19 protein-coding genes are annotated in these 17,378 nt (G+C 62.0%); all 19 read right to left on the bottom strand.

Going from position 1 to position 17,378, the window contains the following annotated elements:
• Window positions 1-63: 63 nt before the first annotated feature.
• Window positions 64-510, bottom strand: a complete 447-nt coding sequence (locus tag CJU81_RS01255; RefSeq protein ID WP_095035198.1) for an excinuclease — start codon at window positions 508-510, stop codon at window positions 64-66.
• A 34-nt stretch (window positions 511-544) separates the two neighbouring features.
• The gene (locus CJU81_RS01250; protein WP_095035197.1) at window positions 545-985 is read right to left on the bottom strand and encodes a hypothetical protein; all 441 of its coding nucleotides are present in this window, start codon (window positions 983-985) and stop codon (window positions 545-547) included.
• Between the two features lie 19 nt (window positions 986-1,004).
• Complete coding sequence (locus tag CJU81_RS01245; RefSeq protein ID WP_095035196.1) at window positions 1,005-2,231, bottom strand: beta-ketoacyl-ACP synthase; 1,227 nt, start codon at window positions 2,229-2,231, stop codon at window positions 1,005-1,007.
• Window positions 2,231-2,959 (bottom strand): 3-oxoacyl-ACP reductase FabG, encoded by a 729-nt coding sequence (gene fabG, locus CJU81_RS01240; RefSeq protein ID WP_095035195.1) that lies wholly within the window; start codon window positions 2,957-2,959, stop codon window positions 2,231-2,233. Before fabG ends, CJU81_RS01245 begins: the two co-directional genes overlap by 1 nt.
• Complete coding sequence (locus CJU81_RS01235) at window positions 2,952-3,419, bottom strand: ApeP family dehydratase (RefSeq protein ID WP_095035194.1); 468 nt, start codon at window positions 3,417-3,419, stop codon at window positions 2,952-2,954. Before CJU81_RS01235 ends, fabG begins: the two co-directional genes overlap by 8 nt.
• Window positions 3,416-4,603, bottom strand: a complete 1,188-nt coding sequence (locus tag CJU81_RS01230; protein WP_095035193.1) for a beta-ketoacyl-[acyl-carrier-protein] synthase family protein — start codon at window positions 4,601-4,603, stop codon at window positions 3,416-3,418. Before CJU81_RS01230 ends, CJU81_RS01235 begins: the two co-directional genes overlap by 4 nt.
• A complete protein-coding gene (locus tag CJU81_RS01225; RefSeq protein ID WP_095035192.1) occupies window positions 4,600-5,070 on the bottom strand; it encodes a DUF3261 domain-containing protein in 471 nt (156 codons plus the stop codon). The genes CJU81_RS01230 and CJU81_RS01225 overlap by 4 nt, the downstream gene beginning before the upstream one ends.
• 53 nt (window positions 5,071-5,123) lie before the next feature.
• Entirely contained in the window at window positions 5,124-5,879 is a 756-nt protein-coding gene (locus tag CJU81_RS01220; protein WP_095035191.1) for a class I SAM-dependent methyltransferase, read from the bottom strand.
• Entirely contained in the window at window positions 5,876-7,108 is a 1,233-nt protein-coding gene (locus CJU81_RS01215) for an NAD(P)/FAD-dependent oxidoreductase (RefSeq protein WP_441007394.1), read from the bottom strand. The genes CJU81_RS01220 and CJU81_RS01215 overlap by 4 nt, the downstream gene beginning before the upstream one ends.
• Before the next feature lie 2 nt (window positions 7,109-7,110).
• Window positions 7,111-8,274: a sodium:proton antiporter gene (locus CJU81_RS01210; protein WP_095035189.1), complete on the bottom strand. Its 1,164-nt coding sequence runs from the start codon at window positions 8,272-8,274 to the stop codon at window positions 7,111-7,113.
• Window positions 8,268-10,583: an MMPL family transporter gene (locus CJU81_RS01205; RefSeq protein WP_095035188.1), complete on the bottom strand. Its 2,316-nt coding sequence runs from the start codon at window positions 10,581-10,583 to the stop codon at window positions 8,268-8,270. The genes CJU81_RS01210 and CJU81_RS01205 overlap by 7 nt, the downstream gene beginning before the upstream one ends.
• On the bottom strand, window positions 10,573-11,160 hold the full coding sequence (locus CJU81_RS01200) for an outer membrane lipoprotein carrier protein LolA (protein WP_254924755.1): 588 nt from the start codon (window positions 11,158-11,160) through the stop codon (window positions 10,573-10,575). The genes CJU81_RS01205 and CJU81_RS01200 overlap by 11 nt, the downstream gene beginning before the upstream one ends.
• Before the next feature lie 143 nt (window positions 11,161-11,303).
• Complete coding sequence (locus CJU81_RS01195) at window positions 11,304-11,729, bottom strand: acyl-CoA thioesterase (protein WP_095035187.1); 426 nt, start codon at window positions 11,727-11,729, stop codon at window positions 11,304-11,306.
• Entirely contained in the window at window positions 11,722-13,266 is a 1,545-nt protein-coding gene (locus CJU81_RS01190) for an HAL/PAL/TAL family ammonia-lyase (protein WP_095035186.1), read from the bottom strand. The genes CJU81_RS01195 and CJU81_RS01190 overlap by 8 nt, the downstream gene beginning before the upstream one ends.
• Window positions 13,247-14,185 carry an LpxL/LpxP family acyltransferase gene (locus CJU81_RS01185; protein WP_095035185.1) on the bottom strand — a complete coding sequence of 313 codons (939 nt, stop codon included), beginning with the start codon at window positions 14,183-14,185 and terminating at the stop codon, window positions 13,247-13,249. The genes CJU81_RS01190 and CJU81_RS01185 overlap by 20 nt, the downstream gene beginning before the upstream one ends.
• Window positions 14,182-14,916, bottom strand: a complete 735-nt coding sequence (locus CJU81_RS01180; RefSeq protein WP_095035184.1) for a glycosyltransferase family 2 protein — start codon at window positions 14,914-14,916, stop codon at window positions 14,182-14,184. Before CJU81_RS01180 ends, CJU81_RS01185 begins: the two co-directional genes overlap by 4 nt.
• Window positions 14,909-16,579 carry an AMP-binding protein gene (locus CJU81_RS01175; RefSeq protein ID WP_095035183.1) on the bottom strand — a complete coding sequence of 557 codons (1,671 nt, stop codon included), beginning with the start codon at window positions 16,577-16,579 and terminating at the stop codon, window positions 14,909-14,911. Before CJU81_RS01175 ends, CJU81_RS01180 begins: the two co-directional genes overlap by 8 nt.
• Entirely contained in the window at window positions 16,576-17,121 is a 546-nt protein-coding gene (locus CJU81_RS01170) for a hypothetical protein (protein ID WP_095035182.1), read from the bottom strand. The genes CJU81_RS01175 and CJU81_RS01170 overlap by 4 nt, the downstream gene beginning before the upstream one ends.
• Window positions 17,118-17,372 (bottom strand): acyl carrier protein, encoded by a 255-nt coding sequence (locus CJU81_RS01165; protein WP_086799180.1) that lies wholly within the window; start codon window positions 17,370-17,372, stop codon window positions 17,118-17,120. Before CJU81_RS01165 ends, CJU81_RS01170 begins: the two co-directional genes overlap by 4 nt.
• Window positions 17,373-17,378 lie beyond the last annotated feature (6 nt).

Raw genomic sequence — 17,378 nt, 5'->3', positions numbered from 1 at the left:
TTTGTGAATAAGGCGCCGAAAGGCGCCTTTGTCATGTCTGGGGTCAAGCCATTACTGCGGCTTTCAATTCACCTTCGACAAATCTCCCTTCAAGGCGACACCTGCGATCACTGCACCGGCGTGGCACTCGTAGGTTTTCGGGTCTTTGCGTTCGTTGCGTTTGTAGAAGCTGGCGATATCGGTCACCGCATTGGCGCCGACTTTTTTCGCCGCTTCATGCAGGGTGATCAGCGCCGATTGCAGCGCCCAGGAGCAGGCTTCGTAATCGGTCTTGTTAAACGCATTGGTCTTTTTGTTGGTCACGGCGCCGGGGCTGAGCACCGAGACCTTGCCGTGCGGCGTATTACCCGCCAGGTAGAACTTGACGCTGCCGTCGATCTTGCCGGAGCTGATGGCTTCGTTGACGACCTGATCAAACGGCAGGTACAGCGCGCTGTCACGGGCCTGGCTCACGCTCGGCAGGGTGCAGAGCAGCATCGTGGTGGCAGCAGCCAGGGTTTTGAAGTGCATGGGGGTAGTCTCCTTGACGATGAAAAATGCAGAGTTACAACGGTTTTACCAGCGCCGCTTCAGACAGCTGTTTGGCCGTGCTTTCGTTCTGGTTGTCCTTGAGGTCGCGCACGATATCGCGGTCTAGCAGGCGGACCCAGCGAATGTAGTTTTTGTGGATCTTGCCGTCCTTGTAGTCCAGGCCGCTGCTGTCGCGGTACTGAATACGGTAGTGGTCGGCGCTGTACGGAATGTCGATTTCGGCGTGGTATTGCCCACGCACGGTGATCTGCGCCTGCACCAGCTGCGGGGTGATTTTTTGCACCGTCCAGCCACGCCCTACCAGCGCCTTGACGATGGCTTGCTGCATCTGCGCCCGGTCACTGTGGATCGAGGCGTGCAACGTGCGATCGGGGGTCAGCATGCGTTTGCTGGTGCAGGACACGGTGGTCAGCAGGGCCAGTGCAATCAGGGTGATGCGCAGCAGGTAAGTCATTGCGTGGGCTCCAGAAATCTCAGGACCAACGACGGAAGATCAACGATGTGTTGACCCCGCCGAAGGCAAAGTTGTTGTTCATCACGTAGTCGTTATGCATGACGCGAAACTCGCCGCGCAGGTAGTCGAGTTCACCGCAGCGGGGGTCGACTTCATCGAGGTTGAGCGTGGGTACATAGCGGTCAAGGTTCATCATCTCGATGCTGAACCAGGACTCCAGCGCCCCGCAGGCACCCAGGGTGTGGCCTAAAAAGCTCTTCTGCGAGCTGATGGGCATGTGTTTGCCGAACAGCTCGCTGGTGGCCAGGGTCTCGGCGATGTCGCCCTGTTCGGTAGCAGTGCCGTGGCCATTTACATAGCCGATGGCATCCGCGCCAATGCCTGCATCTTCCAGTGCCAGTTCCATGGCCCGGCGCATGGTGCCGACTTCCGGGCGGGTGGTGTGCTGGCCGTCGGCATTGCTGCCAAAACCGACGATCTCCGCATGAATGTGCGCGCCACGGGCCAGGGCGTGCTCCAGCTCTTCAAGCACCAGCATGCCACCGCCTTCACCGATCACCAGGCCATCACGACCGTTGTCGTAGGGGCGTGGGCTGGTGTGCGGGGCGTCGTTTTTCAGGCTGGTGGCGTACAGCGCGTCAAACACCATCGCTTCGGTTGGGCACAGTTCTTCGGCGCCGCCGGCGAGCATCAGCGGCAGGCGGCCGAACTTGATGGCCTCGTAGGCATAGCCGATGCCCTGGCTGCCGCTGGTGCAGGCACTGGAGGTCGGGATCAGGCGCCCGGTCAGGCCAAAGAAAATGCTGATATTGGCCGCCGTAGTGTGCGGCATCATCCGTACGTAGCTGTTGGCATTCAGGCCGTCTGCCACCGAGTTGAGCAGCATATTGCCGAACGCCTTGATCTCGTCGGTGCTGCCGGTGGATGAACCGCAGGCCACGCCCATGCGGCCATCGCGAATGATCGGGTTGCCGAGCAGGCCGGCGTCCTGCAAGGCCTGTTCTGCAGCGCCGACGGCCAGGCGCGACACGCGGCCCATACTGCGCAGTTGCTTGCGGGTCCAGTGGGCGGGCACGGCAAAATCATCGATCGGGCCAGCCAGACGAGTGTTGAGTTCGGTGAAGCGGTCCCACTCGTCCATGCGCCGGATGCCGCTGCGCCCGGCCACAAAATTGGCCTCGATGCTGGCCCAGTCACTGCCCAGTGAGGTGATACCGGCCATGCCGGTGACAACGACGCGTTTCATCAGCACAACCCCCCGTTGACGGCCAGTACCTGGCGGGTGATGTAGCCTGCTTCGGCCGACATCAAAAAGTTGACCGCCCCCGCGACTTCTTCCGGGGTGCCCATGCGTTGGGCGGGGATCATTTTCATCAGTTCTTCTACCGGTACGTTTTCGTCAAGCATGGCGGTGTCGATCAGCCCTGGCGCGACGCAGTTGACGCTGATTTTTCGTTTGCCCAGCTCGATGGCCAGAGCCTTGGCGGCGCCGATCAAGCCGGCCTTGGAGGCGCTGTAATTGACTTGCCCGCGGTTGCCGATCAGCCCCGAAACCGAGGTGATACAGACAATGCGTCCGGCTGCGCGGCGGCGGATCATCGGCATCATCACCGGGTGCAGCACGTTGTAAAAGCCGTCGAGGTTGGTACGCATCACCACGTCCCAATCGTCTTCGCTCAGCGCCGGGAAGGCCCCGTCGCGAGTCAGACCGGCGTTGAGCACTACGCCGTAATAGGCGCCGTGAGTCTCAACGTCGGCTTCCAGGATGGCTTTGCATTGGGCGCGCTCCGATACGTCGAATTGCAACACCCGGGCACTGCGACCCAAGGCGTGTACTTCGGCCATGACGGCATCGGCTTCGCTGCGGCCGCTACGGCAATGCAGCACCAGATCAAAACCGGCATGGGCCAGGCGCAAGGCGATGGCGCGGCCAATGCCACGGCTGGAACCTGTGACCAGAATGGACTCAGTCATGGCGGGTCTCCCGGGGTGTTTGAGCAAGGTAGGTGTCAGCCTGGGGCGGGCGGAACACGTTCAGGCGGGCGCTGGCATGAATGCCGGGGCCGGTGAGGTGACACTCGAACACGCCCATGCCGTTGTCGTCTTCCAGAGAGCGCAGGGCGTGGATATGTAGCTGCGCGCCGAGCGGGAAATGTTCGACGTTGCATTCAAATTTACGTGTGCCGAGCAAAAAGCCCAGTGCCACGGCGCGTCCCTCCAGGCGGGCGCGGCAACCGGCGTAGGCCGCGACACTTTGCGCCATCAACTCAATGCCTACCCAGGCGGGCAGGCTGCCGTCTTCGCGGTTGAACAGGCCGCCGGCTTTGACGCTCAGGCGGGTTTCGATCTGCTCTTCATCAAACGCCAGGATCTGATCGATCAGGATCATGTCTCCAGCGTGGGGCAGCAATTCGGCGAGTGGCCAGTCAATCATGGGGCCTCTCCGATAATCAGGCTGACGTTATTGCCGCCGAAGGCAAACGAGTTGCTCATCAGGCAGCGTTGTGGGGCGGGGGCGAGGGTCTGGCCAGCGGTTACCCAGTTCAGGGCAGGCAGCGCCGGGTCGCCGTGGCCGTCCCAGACGTGGGGCGCCAAGGCACCGTCGTGGTTCAGGCTCAGCCAGCAGAAGGCAGCTTCCAGCGCGCCAGCTGCACCCAAGGTGTGGCCGGTCATGGGTTTGGTCGACGAACACGGTACGCCATCGGGGAATACCTGGGCCACGGCGTGGCTTTCCATCGCATCGTTGTGCTGGGTGGCGGTGCCGTGCAGGTTCAGGTAGCCGATTTGGTCCGCTTGCAGGCCTGCGCGGTGCAGGGCTCGTTGCATGGCTTGAACGGCGCCGCGCCCGCCAGGCTCTGGGGCGGAAATATGGTGTGCATCGCTGCTGGCCCCCGCGCCGAGCAATGCGATGGCGTGGTCAGCGGCAGGTTGCCGACTCATCACAAAGAGCACCGCTGCTTCGCCGATATTGATGCCGTGGCGGTTCACCGAAAAGGGATTGCAGCGCTCTTGCGACACGGCTTCCAGTGCCGAAAAGCCGTTGAGCGTCAATTTGCACAGTGTGTCGACGCCGCCGCACAGCACCACGTCGCACAGGTTCATGTCCAGCAGCCGTTGCGCGCTCATCAGGGCGCGGGCGCTGGAGGTGCAGGCGGTGGATATCACATAGGCCGGGCCACTGATGTCCAGCCAGTCGGCCAGGAAGGTGGCCGGTGCGCTCAATTCTTGTTGCTGATAGGTGTAATCAGCGGGGAACTGTTGATGCTGCAGATAGTGGGCAATGCCCTGGCTGGCCTCATCAATGCCAGAGGTGCTGGTGCCCAGCACGATGGCGATGCGGTCGCGGCCGAAGGTCTGAATCGCCTGATCTATTTCGTTCTGGATCTGCAACGCGGCTTGCAGCAATAACTGGTTATTGCGGCTGCCTTGCTGCTGGAGCCCGGCCGGGATTGCGGCCAGCTCACCGTGTACCGCACCAATGGTCAGGGCACGCTCGGGCACCCAGCCGCTTTGCCGCTGCATGCCTGAGCAGTCCCCGGCAAACAGTTTGCGGGCGACTGCTTGTTTGCCGCTGCCGAGCGAACACACCAGCCCCAAGGCATTCAGATAAGCCGTCATGGCGTGCTTGCCAGAGGGCTGACGGTGTAATGCAGATCGCCCTTCATATCGATGCGAAATACCTCGGGTTGCGGGTAGTGCACTTGCCAGCGCTGTTCCATGAACCGCATGTCAGGCGCCGTTTTGGCCTGTGGATAATTATCCGCCAGCTCAGTTGCCGGTGTGAGTGCAAACAATAGCGCGGCGAATAGCTCGCGGGCTTCGGGGTTGGGCGGTAACAGACCGTCGGCATGCCAGGTGCCGTCCTGAAGCAACTGGCGCGCCAGCGGAATGCCCAGCGGGTCCATCAGGGACCAGCGCAACGCGGTGTCTTGTTGCTGGATCACCAGCAACCAGTCCTGACGCTGATCGGCCTGTTCGCGCTGGATATGCAATTGCATCGGCAAGGCCAGGGTTGGCATTTTCCTGGGCAGCGGCAAGCTGGTGCAGCTACTGAGCAGCATGCACATCAATAGCCACACAAACATTATCCGTGTGGAAGCGGGCTTGCTCGCGATACAGGCAACTCGGTTCGAATGATTCACCGCAGCGATCCTATCGCGGGCAAACCCGCTCCCACAGGAGTCAGGGGCTTGCGTGCCACGACGTTGACCAGGGTTTCTTCGCGTTGGCCGACCGGTTTTGGCTTGAACAGGCCAACCCGCTCCAGCAGGCCGAAGTCCTTGGAGCGGCTCCACCACAGGTAGGGATACGAGACGTTTTTCGACTCGAATTCAAAGCCCTGGTCGCGGATCATTTCCAGGTATTGCGCCGCGCTTTTCTGCACGTGCATAGGGTGGCGGAACAACCAGCGGATCACCCAGGTATCGATATAGGCTTCGGTAGACTCGGCAAACAGCAAGTAACCACCGGGCTTGAGCACCCGGTAAAACTCGGCCAGCGCCCGGTCCTGTTGTACCAGGTGGTGGAAAGTCTGGTGGCAGAACAGGATGTCGACGCTGGCATCCGGCACATCAAGTTCGGCGCAATCGCTGCCGATCAGCTCCACATCAAAGCCCTGGCGCTGAGCCTCCTGGCCGCTCAATTGCAGGCTCAGGGGGTCGGCATCCAGGCCAATCAGGCGCTGCGGGGCGAAGGTTTTGTACAGGTACTGGAACGATTTGCCCTGGCCACAGCCGGCATCGAGGATCACCGGTGCGGCTGGCAGCGCTTCACTGAACAGGCTGCGCAGGTCATTGATGGCCACCCGCAGCACATGGTGCTGCCAGGTGTGGCTGCGCAAGAACCAGAACCCGATGCGGGTTTCTTCAACGTAGGTATCGCTCAGAGGTTTCATGCGGGCTCCGTGGCACAGACATCCGACAGCATGCGCAAACGGCGCCTGGATTCGCTGACAAAGGGGTTGTTTTCATCCCAGGCATAGCCCGCCAGGATAGAGCAGATCATGCTGCGAATATGTGGCTGGCTGCCGGGGTGGAAGATCACGTCCTGGAAGGTACCGGCGTACCAGCCTTCGACGTAGCAGCGGAAGGTGTCGACCCCGCGCTTGAGCGGTTCGGCAAACTCGCTTTGCCAGTTCACCGTTTCGCCTTGCAATTGGCGGTGCAACACGCCCGCCGCCATGCTCGCTGAACGCATGGCGATGGTTACGCCCGAGGAGAACACCGGATCGAGGAACTCGGCGGCGTTGCCCAACAGTGCAAAGCCGGGGCCATGCAGGGTTTTGACGTTGGCCGAGTAGCCGCCCAGGGTGCGGGCCGGGGTGTCCCATACAGCGTTGGCCAGCACGCGTTGCAGGCTGGGGGTTTCATCGATAAAGCTACGCAGGCACTGGTCGAGGTTTTCGCTGCGACCTGCGAAATGGTCTGCCGCCGCCACCACGCCCACCGATGTGCGGCCATTGCTGAACGGGATGCTCCAGAACCAGATGTCGCGCCGGGTCGGGTGGGTGGTGACAAGGATTTTGTTGCGATCAAAGCGCTCGCAATCAATGCGGTCTTCAACGTGGGTAAACACCGCCTGGCGCAGCGGAAAGTTCGACGGTGCTTCCAGGTCGAGCAAACGCGGCAGGACGCGCCCATAACCGCTGGCGTCGAGAATGAACTCGGCTTCAAGCTGATAGCGGCTGCCGTCTTCGCGCTCAACTTCCAGCAGTGGTTTGGCCCGCTCTACATCCGTGGCAATTACGGTTTCGCCGTAACGGATCTCGACGCCCTGCAACGCCGCCTGATCGGCCAGTAGCTTGTCGAAATCAGCACGTTGGACCTGAAAGGTCGTGGGTTTACCGTTGCTGAACGTTTCACCAAAATCGAAGGCGCTGTATTGCTCGCCCCAGGCGAAAGCCGCGCCGTTTTTCAACTGGAAGCCGGCGGCTTGTACCGCGTCCAGCATGCCCGCTTCTTCGATGAAGTCGATGCAATGCGAGAGCAGGCTTTCGCCAATCGAAAAACGCGGGAAGTGCTGGCGCTCGATGATCAACACATCGTGGCCCTTGCGTTTGAGCAAGGCCGAGGCGATGGCGCCGGACGGCCCTGCACCGATCACCACGACCTGGCGACGTTCCATTTCTATTCCTGACACAGGCGCTCCTTGCCGGGTACTACGGCAGACTTCAAAGGGGGTTTACTCATGCCCGCCAGCGCCGGTAACAGCGTGGCGACCAGGCTCATCAGCATCAGCGCGAAGTACAGCGCAGGGCTGATCAGCTGTTGTTGCAGCAGCAGGTTGAGAAAGACGATCTCGCTCAAGCCGCGAATATTCAGTAACAGGCTTTCTCGCCATTTGCTGGCGCCAGCGAACGACGGTGTAGCCCAACTCAGCCCGAGCCAGTTGCCCAGCAGTTTGCTGAGCATCGGCAGCAGTAAAAGTGCACTCAGTTGCAGCAGGCTGATTTCGCTCAGGGCGCTGTGCACATCGATCTGCACAATGCCGAAGGTGAGGATCAGCGGGATCGCCAGGGTGGTTTGCAAACGTTCCAGCCATGCAGCGTTTAACGGCATGACCAGCGCGACCTTGAGCCAAGCCATGCAGAGCAGATAGCCGACGCCGAAAATCAGCGCATTGAAGCGGTAATGTTCGGCCACCACCAGCAGCGCAAAAAAGCTCAGGCTGTAGCACAGCGGCTGACGAATCCGCAGGGCGCGCAATAGCAAGGGCACCAGGGCTGCGGCCAGCGGCAACAGCAGGCTGCTCAGGTCCAGGCTGCCTTGGGCCAGGCCAAACAGGCTCCAGCAGGTCAGGTCGATCACGATTGCACTTTGCACCAGACGGCGTGTGGCGGCAGGCGGGTAGTCGATATGACGCAGGTACAGGTACAGCACCGGGATGGCGGTGATGGCAAACACCAGTCCGATGGCCAGTGAACTGATCCACGGTTGTGCCGGTAGCAGCCATACCGCACAGGCCACTCCGCAGGCGAACGGCACGAGAAAGCTGGGCAGAGCGATTTTCAGGCTCTGGCGATCGAGACGCAGATCGATCACATCGCTCAAAATCGTCCCCAGTAACAGGGCGAAGCTCAGGCTGTAGAGGCTTTTGAGCCAGACCGGCGCCACCAGTTGTGCACCGCTGAGCTGCCAGTGCGGCTCGACCCAGAACAGCATCAGCAACGGTAAGCCGATGGACGCCAACAGCAACTGGCTGACAATCGGGATCATGCGAAAATGCCGACCCACGCGGGTTGCCACGGCAAACAGGGCCAGTGCCAGCAGCCAGAACAGCCCGGTCAGCATGCCTTGTGCTCCTGCTTGCCCGCCCACGGGGCCAGGATAAAGCTGAACGCCAGCCCCAGGCTTACCGACAGGCCGAAGTTGCTCACCGCAGGCGTGCCCGACACGGCCAACAGGCCAAACGACAGCCAGGTGGTCAGCGCTGCGAGCAAAGTGCCGAGCAGGCTGACGGCGGCACCGCCGATTTGCTCGCGCATGAGGATTGCGTAATCGACGCTGATGGCGGTCACCAGCAACAAACCGAACAGGCTGAACAAGGTCAGCGGCTGACCCAGCCAGCCAAGACTGGCGAGGCTGCACAGGGCGGCGAGCAACGGCAGCGCGACAATGCGCAGCGCCCCGCCAAAACCAAACGGTGCAATCAACAGCAACACGATCAGAACACAGGACAACAGCTTCAACTCGGCGGCGCTGATTTGTGTGGCGGCGAACAGGTTGTTCAAGTCACCCAGGCGATCCACCAGTTTCACCCCGGGCAAGTCCAGGGCTTGTACCCGCAGCAGGCTGGCGTTGCTCAAACCTTGCAGGCTGACCATTGCGGCTACGCCTTCAGGGTTTTTGCCCAGCCACAACGGGCGCCATGGTTCGGCCAGCGGGCCGCTCAGGGCGGCATCGATGGACTGCTCGGGCAAGGCCTGCAGTTGCGCCAGTTCGTTTTGCAAGGCGCTTTCGGGCACGCCGAGCGCCAGCAGCGGCTGCCAATGCTGTGGCAAGGCGCTGAGGGCTGCGCGCAATTGCTCTTGCTCAGCGGGCAGGCTGACCAACTGGTCGAGGGCCAGAAAGCCCTGCAGTTTGCCCAGCCCGATCAACTGCTCCAGGCGCTCGCTGAGGGCGCTTTGCCGCTCCAGCAATTGCTGTTCGTTGTCGGCGCGTACCAGGAAGAACTGGCTGGTGGGCTGATAGCCGGTGATCCGGGCAATGGCCTGGGCTTCGGTCAGCAGTTGTGGAGGCGCGCTGACCCATTGGCGAATGTCATTTTTGCTGGTCAGTTGCCACACACCGGCGGCACAAAACGCCAATAGCAGCGCCAGCAATGCGGGAGTCGGGATTTTCTTCAGCAGCGCCTCACGCACCGCCAGCAGGGTTTGCGCGACACGCAGCGGCCATTGCGCTGGGCGCAGATCCACGCCCTTGAGCAGGGCAGGCAGCAGGCAGACCGCGCTCAAGTAGGCGCCGACCAGGCCAGCGGCAGAGAATATGGCGATTTGGGTCAGCGCTGGAAAAGGTGTAAAGGCCAGTGCCAGATAACCGATGCAACTGGTGGCAAGGCTCAGGCTCAGCCCCGGCAAGGTCAGGCGCAGGGCGGGCCAGCTGCGCCAGGGTTTGAGGCTCCAGCTTTTGGACAGGTAATGCAGCGGGTAATCCACCGCCACGCCGATCAGGCTGGAGCCCAGTACCAGCGTCATCACATGCATGCTGCCAAAGAACGCGACACAGGCCACGGCGCCAAACAGCATGCCTACCAGCACGGGCACGAACGCCAGCAGTACGCGCCAGCGGCGAAAGGCCAGCAACAACAGCAACAGAATACCCACAGTGGCGCCGCCACCGACCCAGGTGATTTCCCGCGTGGCCTGTTGCTGGCCGCTGGCGGCGTAGAGCAGGCCGCTGGCGGCGAGCAATTGCACATCCTGTGTTGCCGCTTGCGCACGGCTGTTTTCGAGCAGCTTAGCGACCTTCAGCGCCAGCTTCATATCGAACGCATTGCCTTGGGTCCGGGCGCGCAGCAATACCCAGTTTTTGCCGTCAGCTTCGGCGATCAGCGCGCCGCTGCCGATGTCCAGTTGCACCGCGCCGCGTTGCGGCTGGCTGTTCTGAATACGCCCGGTCAGGCCCAGCCAGTCATCCTGGCTGGGTACCAGGCTGAACCCGGTGAAGGGGTCGAACAACGCTTGAACCCGTTGCTGGATAAAGGCATCGGGGTGCTCGATCAGCTGTGCGCGGTCAGCTGCCGACAGCATCGCCAAGCGCCCGCGCAGCAACTGCTCGCGCAGGGCTGGAAGATCGGCTTGCAGGGTCCACTGGACCTTTTCGAACAGGCCGCTGGCCTGCCATTGCTCGCCCAGTTGTTGGGCCATGGCAATCGCTTGCTGGCGATCGGCGTTGCCGACCAGTACCAGCATCTCGCGGTTCAGCGGCTCTTGCATACGCTGTTCTGCGATTAGCTCCAGTGCGTCCGGCGAGTCACCGGGCACCAGATCCATCAGGTTGGCCGACAGCGGTGCGCCGTGGCGCCACTGCCAGCCGGCGAGTGCCAGCATGACCAGCAGCAAGATCAAAAAGCCACGGGGCAACCAGCGTTCACTGCGCAAAATCGTGCTGCTCCGCTTCGTTCAAGGGTTGATTGCTGACGCTGTTTTGCATCAACAGCTGCGTGCTGTCGCCCTGGGCTTCTTGCAGCTCGATGCGTTGCACCAACTCGCCGCCTTCAATATTGATCTGGTTGAACACTTGCTTGAGCAGCAGGGAGCGTGGGGTCAGCGTCAACGTCCAGTGATCGGGTGTGCCTTGCAGTTGCAGATCGAAGTCCCGTTGCAGGCCACTGCTGTCGCCTTGCAGCACGGCGAGAAACAAACGGTTCTGCTCGGCACCGGCGCTTTTGCCGGGGAGCATTTGCCAACGGGTGCCGTCACGGCGGGCGATGCCCTGGGCGTTGATGCGGTAGTCCTGCTGTAACGGGGTCTTGAGTTGCCAGAGCAGGCCGTGGTTCTTGGCAAGCACAAAGGTACCGGTACTGGTCAGCGGCTTGGGCAGGGCACGCAGGTGTTTTTCCTGGATGAAGTCACCGTGGATTACCTGGGGTTTGGCCAACTGCTCGCTGAGTTGTTGCAGGTCGAAGGCGTGGGCCAGGGGTGAAAAGGCAAACAATGCAGCGAACAGAATGCAAATGCGCGTGCGGCCTTTGCCCTCACCCCAACCCTCTCCCAAAGGGAGAGGGTGCTGATTGGTGTTGTGCTTGAGATCGCCTCGGTCAGTCCCCTCTCCCTCCGGGAGAGGGCTAGGGTGAGGGGCTTTTGATCTGAAAAAGAGTGTCATGCCAGCACCCTCGCCACCGCCTCGGTAAAGCACCTGGGCGAGACTAGTTGCATCTCCTTGCTGGCAATCTCGACGGCCACTTGCACGGTCACGGCCCGGGTCAACCGTTCGCCGGTAGCCAGGTCGGTAATCAGGTAATTGACCTTCAAGCGGTTTTCCCACTCCACCAGGCTGGCGCGCACGTTGATCCGCTGGCCAAACGTGGCCCCGCGGACATAGCGCAACTGCATGTCGATCACCGGCCACGCATAGCCGGCATCGAGCATGTGGGTGTAGTTGTGGCCGATATGGTCGAGCAGCGCGCAGCGGGCCACTTCAAGGTATTTGACGTAGTGGCCGTGCCACACCACCTGCATCGTGTCGATGTCGAAAAACGGCACCAACACTTCGGTATCAACGTGCAAAACCCCTTTGCTACGCATGCAGCCTCCAGTGTTGTTGGGCAATACGGCTCAAGCACAAGCGCAGTTCGGCTTCCAGGGCGCGGTCTTCAACCACCGGGGGGAAGTCCTTGGCCAGTTCGGCATGCATGTGCGCCAGTGCCGGCGGCAGCGGGCGGGCGTCTTCGGCACGGCTGCGCAGCCATACGCCCTGGTTGGCAGCCAGCAAAGTGGCTGCGGCGACTTGCTCGGTCAGTTCCAGCACACGGATCGCATCGCGAGCAGCGATGGTGCCCATGCTGACTTTGTCCTGGTTGTGGCACTCGGTGGAGCGGGAGAACACGCTGGCCGGCATGGTGTTTTTCAACGCTTCGGCGGTCCAGGCGCTGGTACCGATTTGCACCGCCTTAAAGCCGTGGTTGAGTATGGCCCGTTCTGCACTGGCACCCGACAGGTTGCTCGGCAGGCCGTGGTTGTAGCGCACGTCCACCAACAGGGCGAGCTGGCGGTCCAGCAGGTCGGCAACGTTGGCGACCAGGGTCTTGAGGCTGTCCATCGCAAAGGCGATATGACCACCATAGAAGTGCCCGCCGTGCAGCACACGCTCCTCTTCAGCGTCGATGATCGGGTTGTCGTTGGCGCTATTGAGTTCGATCTCGATAAAGCCGCGCAGCCAGTTCAGGCTGTCTGCCAGCACGCCCAGCACATGGGGCGCACAACGCAGCGAGTAACGGTCTTGCAGACGGTGCAGCGGCGCGGTCGGGGCGTCGATGGCGAGGTCCTGGCGGATCCACGCCGCAATCTGCATTTGCCCCGGGTGCGGCTTGGCGGCGAACAGGCGCTCGTCAAAGTGCTCGGGGTTGCCTTGCAGCGCCACCACGTTGAGGGCGGTGATGCGCGTGGCCAGTTTGAGCAGGTAGTCGGCGCGGGCATAGGCCAGGCACGCCAGGCCGGTCATTACGGCGGTGCCGTTCATCAGTGCCAGCGCTTCCTTGGGCCGCAGTACCAGCGGTGCCCAGCCCAGTTCCCGGTGCACATCTGCGGCAAGGCGGCGCTCGCTCTTGAACAGCACTTCGCGCTCGCCCGACAGGGTGGCGGCCACGTAAGACAGTGGCGTCAGGTCGCCACTGGCGCCCACCGAGCCTTCTTCGGGGATCAGGGGCAGGATGTCGTGGGCAATAAAGGCCTGCAACCGCTCCAGCAACTCAATGCGCACCCCCGACACGCCGTGGCACAGCGACTGCAAGCGTGCCGCCAGCACAGCGCGGGTGGCCTGGGCGTCGAGCAACTTGCCCAGTCCGCAACCGTGGAAGGTGTAGAGGTGGCGCGGCAAGGCTTCGACGTGTTCCAGCGGCACAGCCACCACGCAGGAGTCGCCATAGCCGGTGGTTACGCCGTAGATCACGCCTTCCTTGTCCAGCAGCGAATCGAGAAAACGTGCGCCCTTGGCGATGCGCTCGCGATAGTCGGGGTCGTCCTGCAGCCGGGTTGGCGCCTGACGATTGGCCAGGGCCAGCACGTCTTCAATGCGCAACGGGGTTTGGCCGAAGGTTACTGGCTCATGCGGATGCGTCGTCATCGGTCTTCCAGAATGGGTAAAAATTGAACCATTGTTGCGGCGCTTCAAGGCAGTAGTGCCCCAGGCGTTCGGCGTAGCGCGTGGCCCAATGGGCGATCACCTGCTCGCGGTCGCTGCGCCGCCAGATTACGGCGTCGGTGAAGGGTTCGAGGATCACCCGGTAACGCCCTTCATGTTTGAGGCAAAACATCAGGTTGACCGGGCACTTGAGCAACCCGGCCAATAGCCACGGGCCTTGTGGAAAGAGCGCCGGATGGCCAAGGAAGTCGACCTCGACATTGCGTCCGCCATGCAGCGGCACGCGGTCACCGGCAATCGCCAGCCATTCGCCGTTCTCCAGGCGCTGGTTGAGTTGCAGCATGACCGCCGGGTTGAGCTCGCTGACCTGAATCAGGCGCAAGTGGCTGGCGCCGGCTTCGCCCAGCAGGCGGTTGAATTGCTCGGCGTGCCTGGTGTGCACCAGCACGTTCATGGTCACTTGCTCGCCCAGTTCGGCGAGCGCACGGCAAACCTCAAGGTTGCCCAGGTGAGCGCCTACCAGCATTTGCCCGCGCTCGCCGCGCAGTTGATTACGCAACTGGGCGGGGTCGACGATTTCGATGTCTTCGATCTTGAGGCGGCCGTTCCATACGTCGAGTTTGTCGAGCAGGGCATCGGCGAACGCCATGAATTGCCCGAACACCCGCCAGCGGGTGGGGCGCAGTTCGTCCCGGCCGCTCCACTCGGCCAGCCGCTGCTGATACAGCCAGATGCTGCGCCGGGCGCGGGCACCGAACAAAAAGAAGTACAGCACGATGGCGTACAGCACCGGGCTGAGCACGCGTCGACCGAGTAACTTGACGCCCAGAGCGGTGAGCTTCATCAGCCGGAAGCTGCCGCGCTCCTTGTGGTCGGCCCAATGCTGCTGAGGTTCGCTCATGCTTTGCAGCGCCTCCACAGAAAGCCCGGCAGGCGTATCAACATGCCGAAAAACAGCTTGGTGTGCATCGATGAAATCAGCGCATTGTCATGGAACAGGCGAAAGTGCGACAGGCCGTCCTGCGGGTAGTGGACCTGGGTCGGCAGCCAGCGCATGGGCTGGTTGCGCCACGCCAGGCGCACCAGAATCTCGGGGTCGAAATCCATGCGTTTGCCCAGCTTTACCGAATTGATCAGCGCCAGGGTCGGTGCCAGCGGGTAGACCCGAAAACCGCACATCGAGTCGGGAATCTGCAGAGACAGGCTGTTGATCCACACCCATACATGGGTCAGGTAGCGCGCATACAGGCGGCCCTTGGGCACGCTGGCGTCGTACTGTGGATAACCGCAGATCAGCGCTTCGGGATTTTGCCGGGAAACCTGCATGAATGTGGCGACGTCGCGCAGGTCATGCTGGCCGTCGGCATCCACTTGCAGGGCATGGGTGAAGCCCAGTTGCGCGGCTTCACGCAGGCCGGCCATGACCGCGCCGCCCTTGCCCTGATTGACGGCAAGGCGGATCAGGAAGACGTTTTCGCCACGGGCCAGCTCACCGAGGACGGCGGCGCAGGCGGGGCTGCTGGCATCGTCGACCAGCACGCAGGGCAAACCGGCGGCGAGCAGGGCGTCGACCACGGCCGGCACGGCGGTTTCGTGGTTGTACACCGGGATTACGGCGCAGGGGTTATGCATGGGCGGCCTCCAGCACGATGCGGCCACTGGAGCAGGGCGCTGTGGCGTTGCGGTAGGCGAAGTGCAACTTGCTACGCTCTCGGTCAAAACGCAGGGTCAGTTCAATGGCGTCGCCGGGGCGCACCAGTTGCTGGAACTTGAGCACTTCCATCCCAGCAAAACGCGGCGGCAGGTCGAGCAGTTGCTGACCCAGTGCCATTGCCCAGTCCACTTGCACCACGCCCGGCAGTACCGGGGTTTTGGGGAAGTGACCGCTGAAGTACGCCAGATCCGGCGGGATCGACAGATTCAGCGTCCATTGGCCGTCACTTTCGCTCTGGCTCAGTACTTCGGGGGTTTTCGGCCGAGCGGCCAGCAGTAATGCATCGACCTGGGACTGCGGCAGCTTGCCCTGGCTGTTGAGTGGCAGTTGGCGCAGTAAACGCCAGCGACGCGGCAAGGCCAGTGCTTCGCAGTGTTGGCTCAAGTGTTGGCGCAGGGTTTGGGTCAGGGCGCGACGGCCCTGTTCGCGCAGGGCATACATCCCGCTGTCAGTGAGCACCAGCAAGGCGCCCAGCGATGCGCGGCCTTCGCTGACTACGCCCAGACGGGCTTCCGCGACCCAGTCATGCTTGACCAGGGCCTGTTCCAGCATGGGCAGCGAGATGCGCTTTTCTTCCAGTTTGACAATGCGATCCAGTCGCCCGAGCAGCTCAAAACGACCGTCTGCTCCAATGCGGGCCGCATCAGCCGTGTGTTCGACATGACCCGTGGGCAAGTAGGCAGAGGCGATGATCAAGGCGCCGTCTTCACTCTGGCTCAATTGCACATCGGCAAAGGGCTGCCACAGGTTCTGCCCCTGGCGCCAGGCGATGCCGCCGGTTTCCGAGCTGCCGAGGATCTCGGTCGGCCACTGGCCCAAGCGTTCGTACAGGGCTTGCGCCGCCTCTTGCGGCAGGGCTCCACCTGAGGAAAACACTCGGCGGACCGGGCTTAGCGCTGGCCAGTCGAGGTTGTCGGCCATGCGCTTGAGCAAGGCCGGGCTGGCGATCCAGGCAAAAGCAGCGTGTTCGCGGCTGGCCCGTTGCATGTCTTCAGGGAAGGCCAGTTGTGTACGTACAAAGCTGCGACCTGCGCACAGTGGCCACAGCACACGGAACAACAGCCCATAGATGTGCTGCGCCGCCACACTGGCGATAATGCACGCATCACCCAGATCAGCGCCCCACAGTTGCTCCAGTGCCTGAACTTCGTTGGCCATCTGGCGCAGGCTTTTATCGATGCGTTTGGGCTCGCCGCTGGAACCCGAGGTGCACAGGCTCAGTTGACACTGGTCCAGATCCAGCTGAGCGGCAGGCAGCGGGGCGGCGAAAATGCCCCGCAACTCATCGTTTTGAGTTATCCACAGGTCAACCTGACTGTCCCAGCGCAGACGGGTTTGCGCTTGCAGGTCGGCGGGCAACAGCACACTGACCCCGGCCCGCCAGGCTCCAAGCAGGGCCACGGCCAGTTCGGCAGCGTCTTCAAGGTGTACGGCAATGCGCTGCACGCCGCGCTGTTGCAGGCCGCCCGCCAAACGCAGGGCCTGTTCGCGCAGGGTGTCGTGGTTCAGTTCGGGGTCAACGGTGACCCGGCGATCTGCGTACCCCTTGAGCAACAGCTGCTCAAGTTTTATCCAATTCATGCCCGGCCTCTTACCTTTTGTCGTATCAGCCATTCAATGGCAAACAGCAGCCCCATCAGCCCGTAGGCGATCAGGCCGTTGTACAACGTCCACCAGCTCAGCGGCGCCCACAGCGTCAGGGCGGCTGCGATTAACCCGTTGAGCATGAAAAACAGGCACCAGACCTTGGTGACCTGCCGCGTGTAACCAATTGCGATGTCGGGCAGCATCGGCTCGCGCAAACGTGCCAGTCGCTCGATCATCGGTGGCCCGAACTTCAGGCTCAGGCCGAACAGGCAAAGCATGAAGGTGCTGACCAGCACCGGGTACCAGCGCAGCAGTGCCGGGCTGTTGAACAGCCCCAGCAGTGCGCAGAATACCAGTGCAACTACCGCCATCCACACACTGCCGGGGCGGCGCTCGCCGGTCAGGGCGCGGGCCAGCCACAGGCTGCCCAACAACAACGCAAACTGCCACGGCGCGAAATGAGCCATGCCGAAATACACCGCAAAGGGGTACATCAGCCCGGCCAGCAACAGGCCGAGGCCAATCAGGCGACTCATGCGTCAGCGTGAACCAGACGGTAAACCGCCTCGACCACGTCATTGACGGTTCGCACCGATTTGAATTCTTCAGCGGCGATCCGTTTGCCGGTCTTGCGCTTGATGTGGTCGATCAGGTCCACGGCGTCGATGCTGTCGATCTCCAGATCCTGATACAGGTTGGCATCCAGGGTGACGCGCTCGGGTTCCAGTTCAAAGAGTTCGACCAGTGCGTCGCGCAGGGTGTTGAAAATATCGTCACGGTTTTGCATGGTTCG

Origin of the sequence: Pseudomonas fragi (genome assembly GCF_002269505.1) — a bacterium.
GTDB lineage: Bacteria > Pseudomonadota > Gammaproteobacteria > Pseudomonadales > Pseudomonadaceae > Aquipseudomonas > Aquipseudomonas fragi_D.
The sequence above is the reverse complement of the archived record's forward strand: the minus strand, read 5'-3'. Positions and strand labels throughout refer to the sequence as shown.

Excerpts from the sequence above, each read along its gene's own strand:
- CJU81_RS01255 (WP_095035198.1), bottom strand. The coding sequence starts at position 510 with ATGCACTTCAAAACCCTGGCTGCTGCCACCACGATGCTGCTCTGCACC.
- CJU81_RS01250 (WP_095035197.1), bottom strand. The coding sequence starts at position 985 with ATGACTTACCTGCTGCGCATCACCCTGATTGCACTGGCCCTGCTGACC.
- CJU81_RS01245 (WP_095035196.1), bottom strand. The coding sequence starts at position 2,231 with ATGAAACGCGTCGTTGTCACCGGCATGGCCGGTATCACCTCACTGGGC.
- fabG (WP_095035195.1), bottom strand. The coding sequence starts at position 2,959 with ATGACTGAGTCCATTCTGGTCACAGGTTCCAGCCGTGGCATTGGCCGC.
- CJU81_RS01235 (WP_095035194.1), bottom strand. The coding sequence starts at position 3,419 with ATGATTGACTGGCCACTCGCCGAATTGCTGCCCCACGCTGGAGACATG.
- CJU81_RS01230 (WP_095035193.1), bottom strand. The coding sequence starts at position 4,603 with ATGACGGCTTATCTGAATGCCTTGGGGCTGGTGTGTTCGCTCGGCAGC.
- CJU81_RS01225 (WP_095035192.1), bottom strand. The coding sequence starts at position 5,070 with ATGTTTGTGTGGCTATTGATGTGCATGCTGCTCAGTAGCTGCACCAGC.
- CJU81_RS01220 (WP_095035191.1), bottom strand. The coding sequence starts at position 5,879 with ATGAAACCTCTGAGCGATACCTACGTTGAAGAAACCCGCATCGGGTTC.
- CJU81_RS01215 (WP_441007394.1), bottom strand. The coding sequence starts at position 7,108 with ATGGAACGTCGCCAGGTCGTGGTGATCGGTGCAGGGCCGTCCGGCGCC.
- CJU81_RS01210 (WP_095035189.1), bottom strand. The coding sequence starts at position 8,274 with ATGCTGACCGGGCTGTTCTGGCTGCTGGCACTGGCCCTGTTTGCCGTG.
- CJU81_RS01195 (WP_095035187.1), bottom strand. The coding sequence starts at position 11,729 with ATGCGTAGCAAAGGGGTTTTGCACGTTGATACCGAAGTGTTGGTGCCG.
- CJU81_RS01190 (WP_095035186.1), bottom strand. The coding sequence starts at position 13,266 with ATGACGACGCATCCGCATGAGCCAGTAACCTTCGGCCAAACCCCGTTG.
- CJU81_RS01185 (WP_095035185.1), bottom strand. The coding sequence starts at position 14,185 with ATGAGCGAACCTCAGCAGCATTGGGCCGACCACAAGGAGCGCGGCAGC.
- CJU81_RS01180 (WP_095035184.1), bottom strand. The coding sequence starts at position 14,916 with ATGCATAACCCCTGCGCCGTAATCCCGGTGTACAACCACGAAACCGCC.
- CJU81_RS01175 (WP_095035183.1), bottom strand. The coding sequence starts at position 16,579 with ATGAATTGGATAAAACTTGAGCAGCTGTTGCTCAAGGGGTACGCAGAT.
- CJU81_RS01170 (WP_095035182.1), bottom strand. The coding sequence starts at position 17,121 with ATGAGTCGCCTGATTGGCCTCGGCCTGTTGCTGGCCGGGCTGATGTAC.
- CJU81_RS01165 (WP_086799180.1), bottom strand. The coding sequence starts at position 17,372 with ATGCAAAACCGTGACGATATTTTCAACACCCTGCGCGACGCACTGGTC.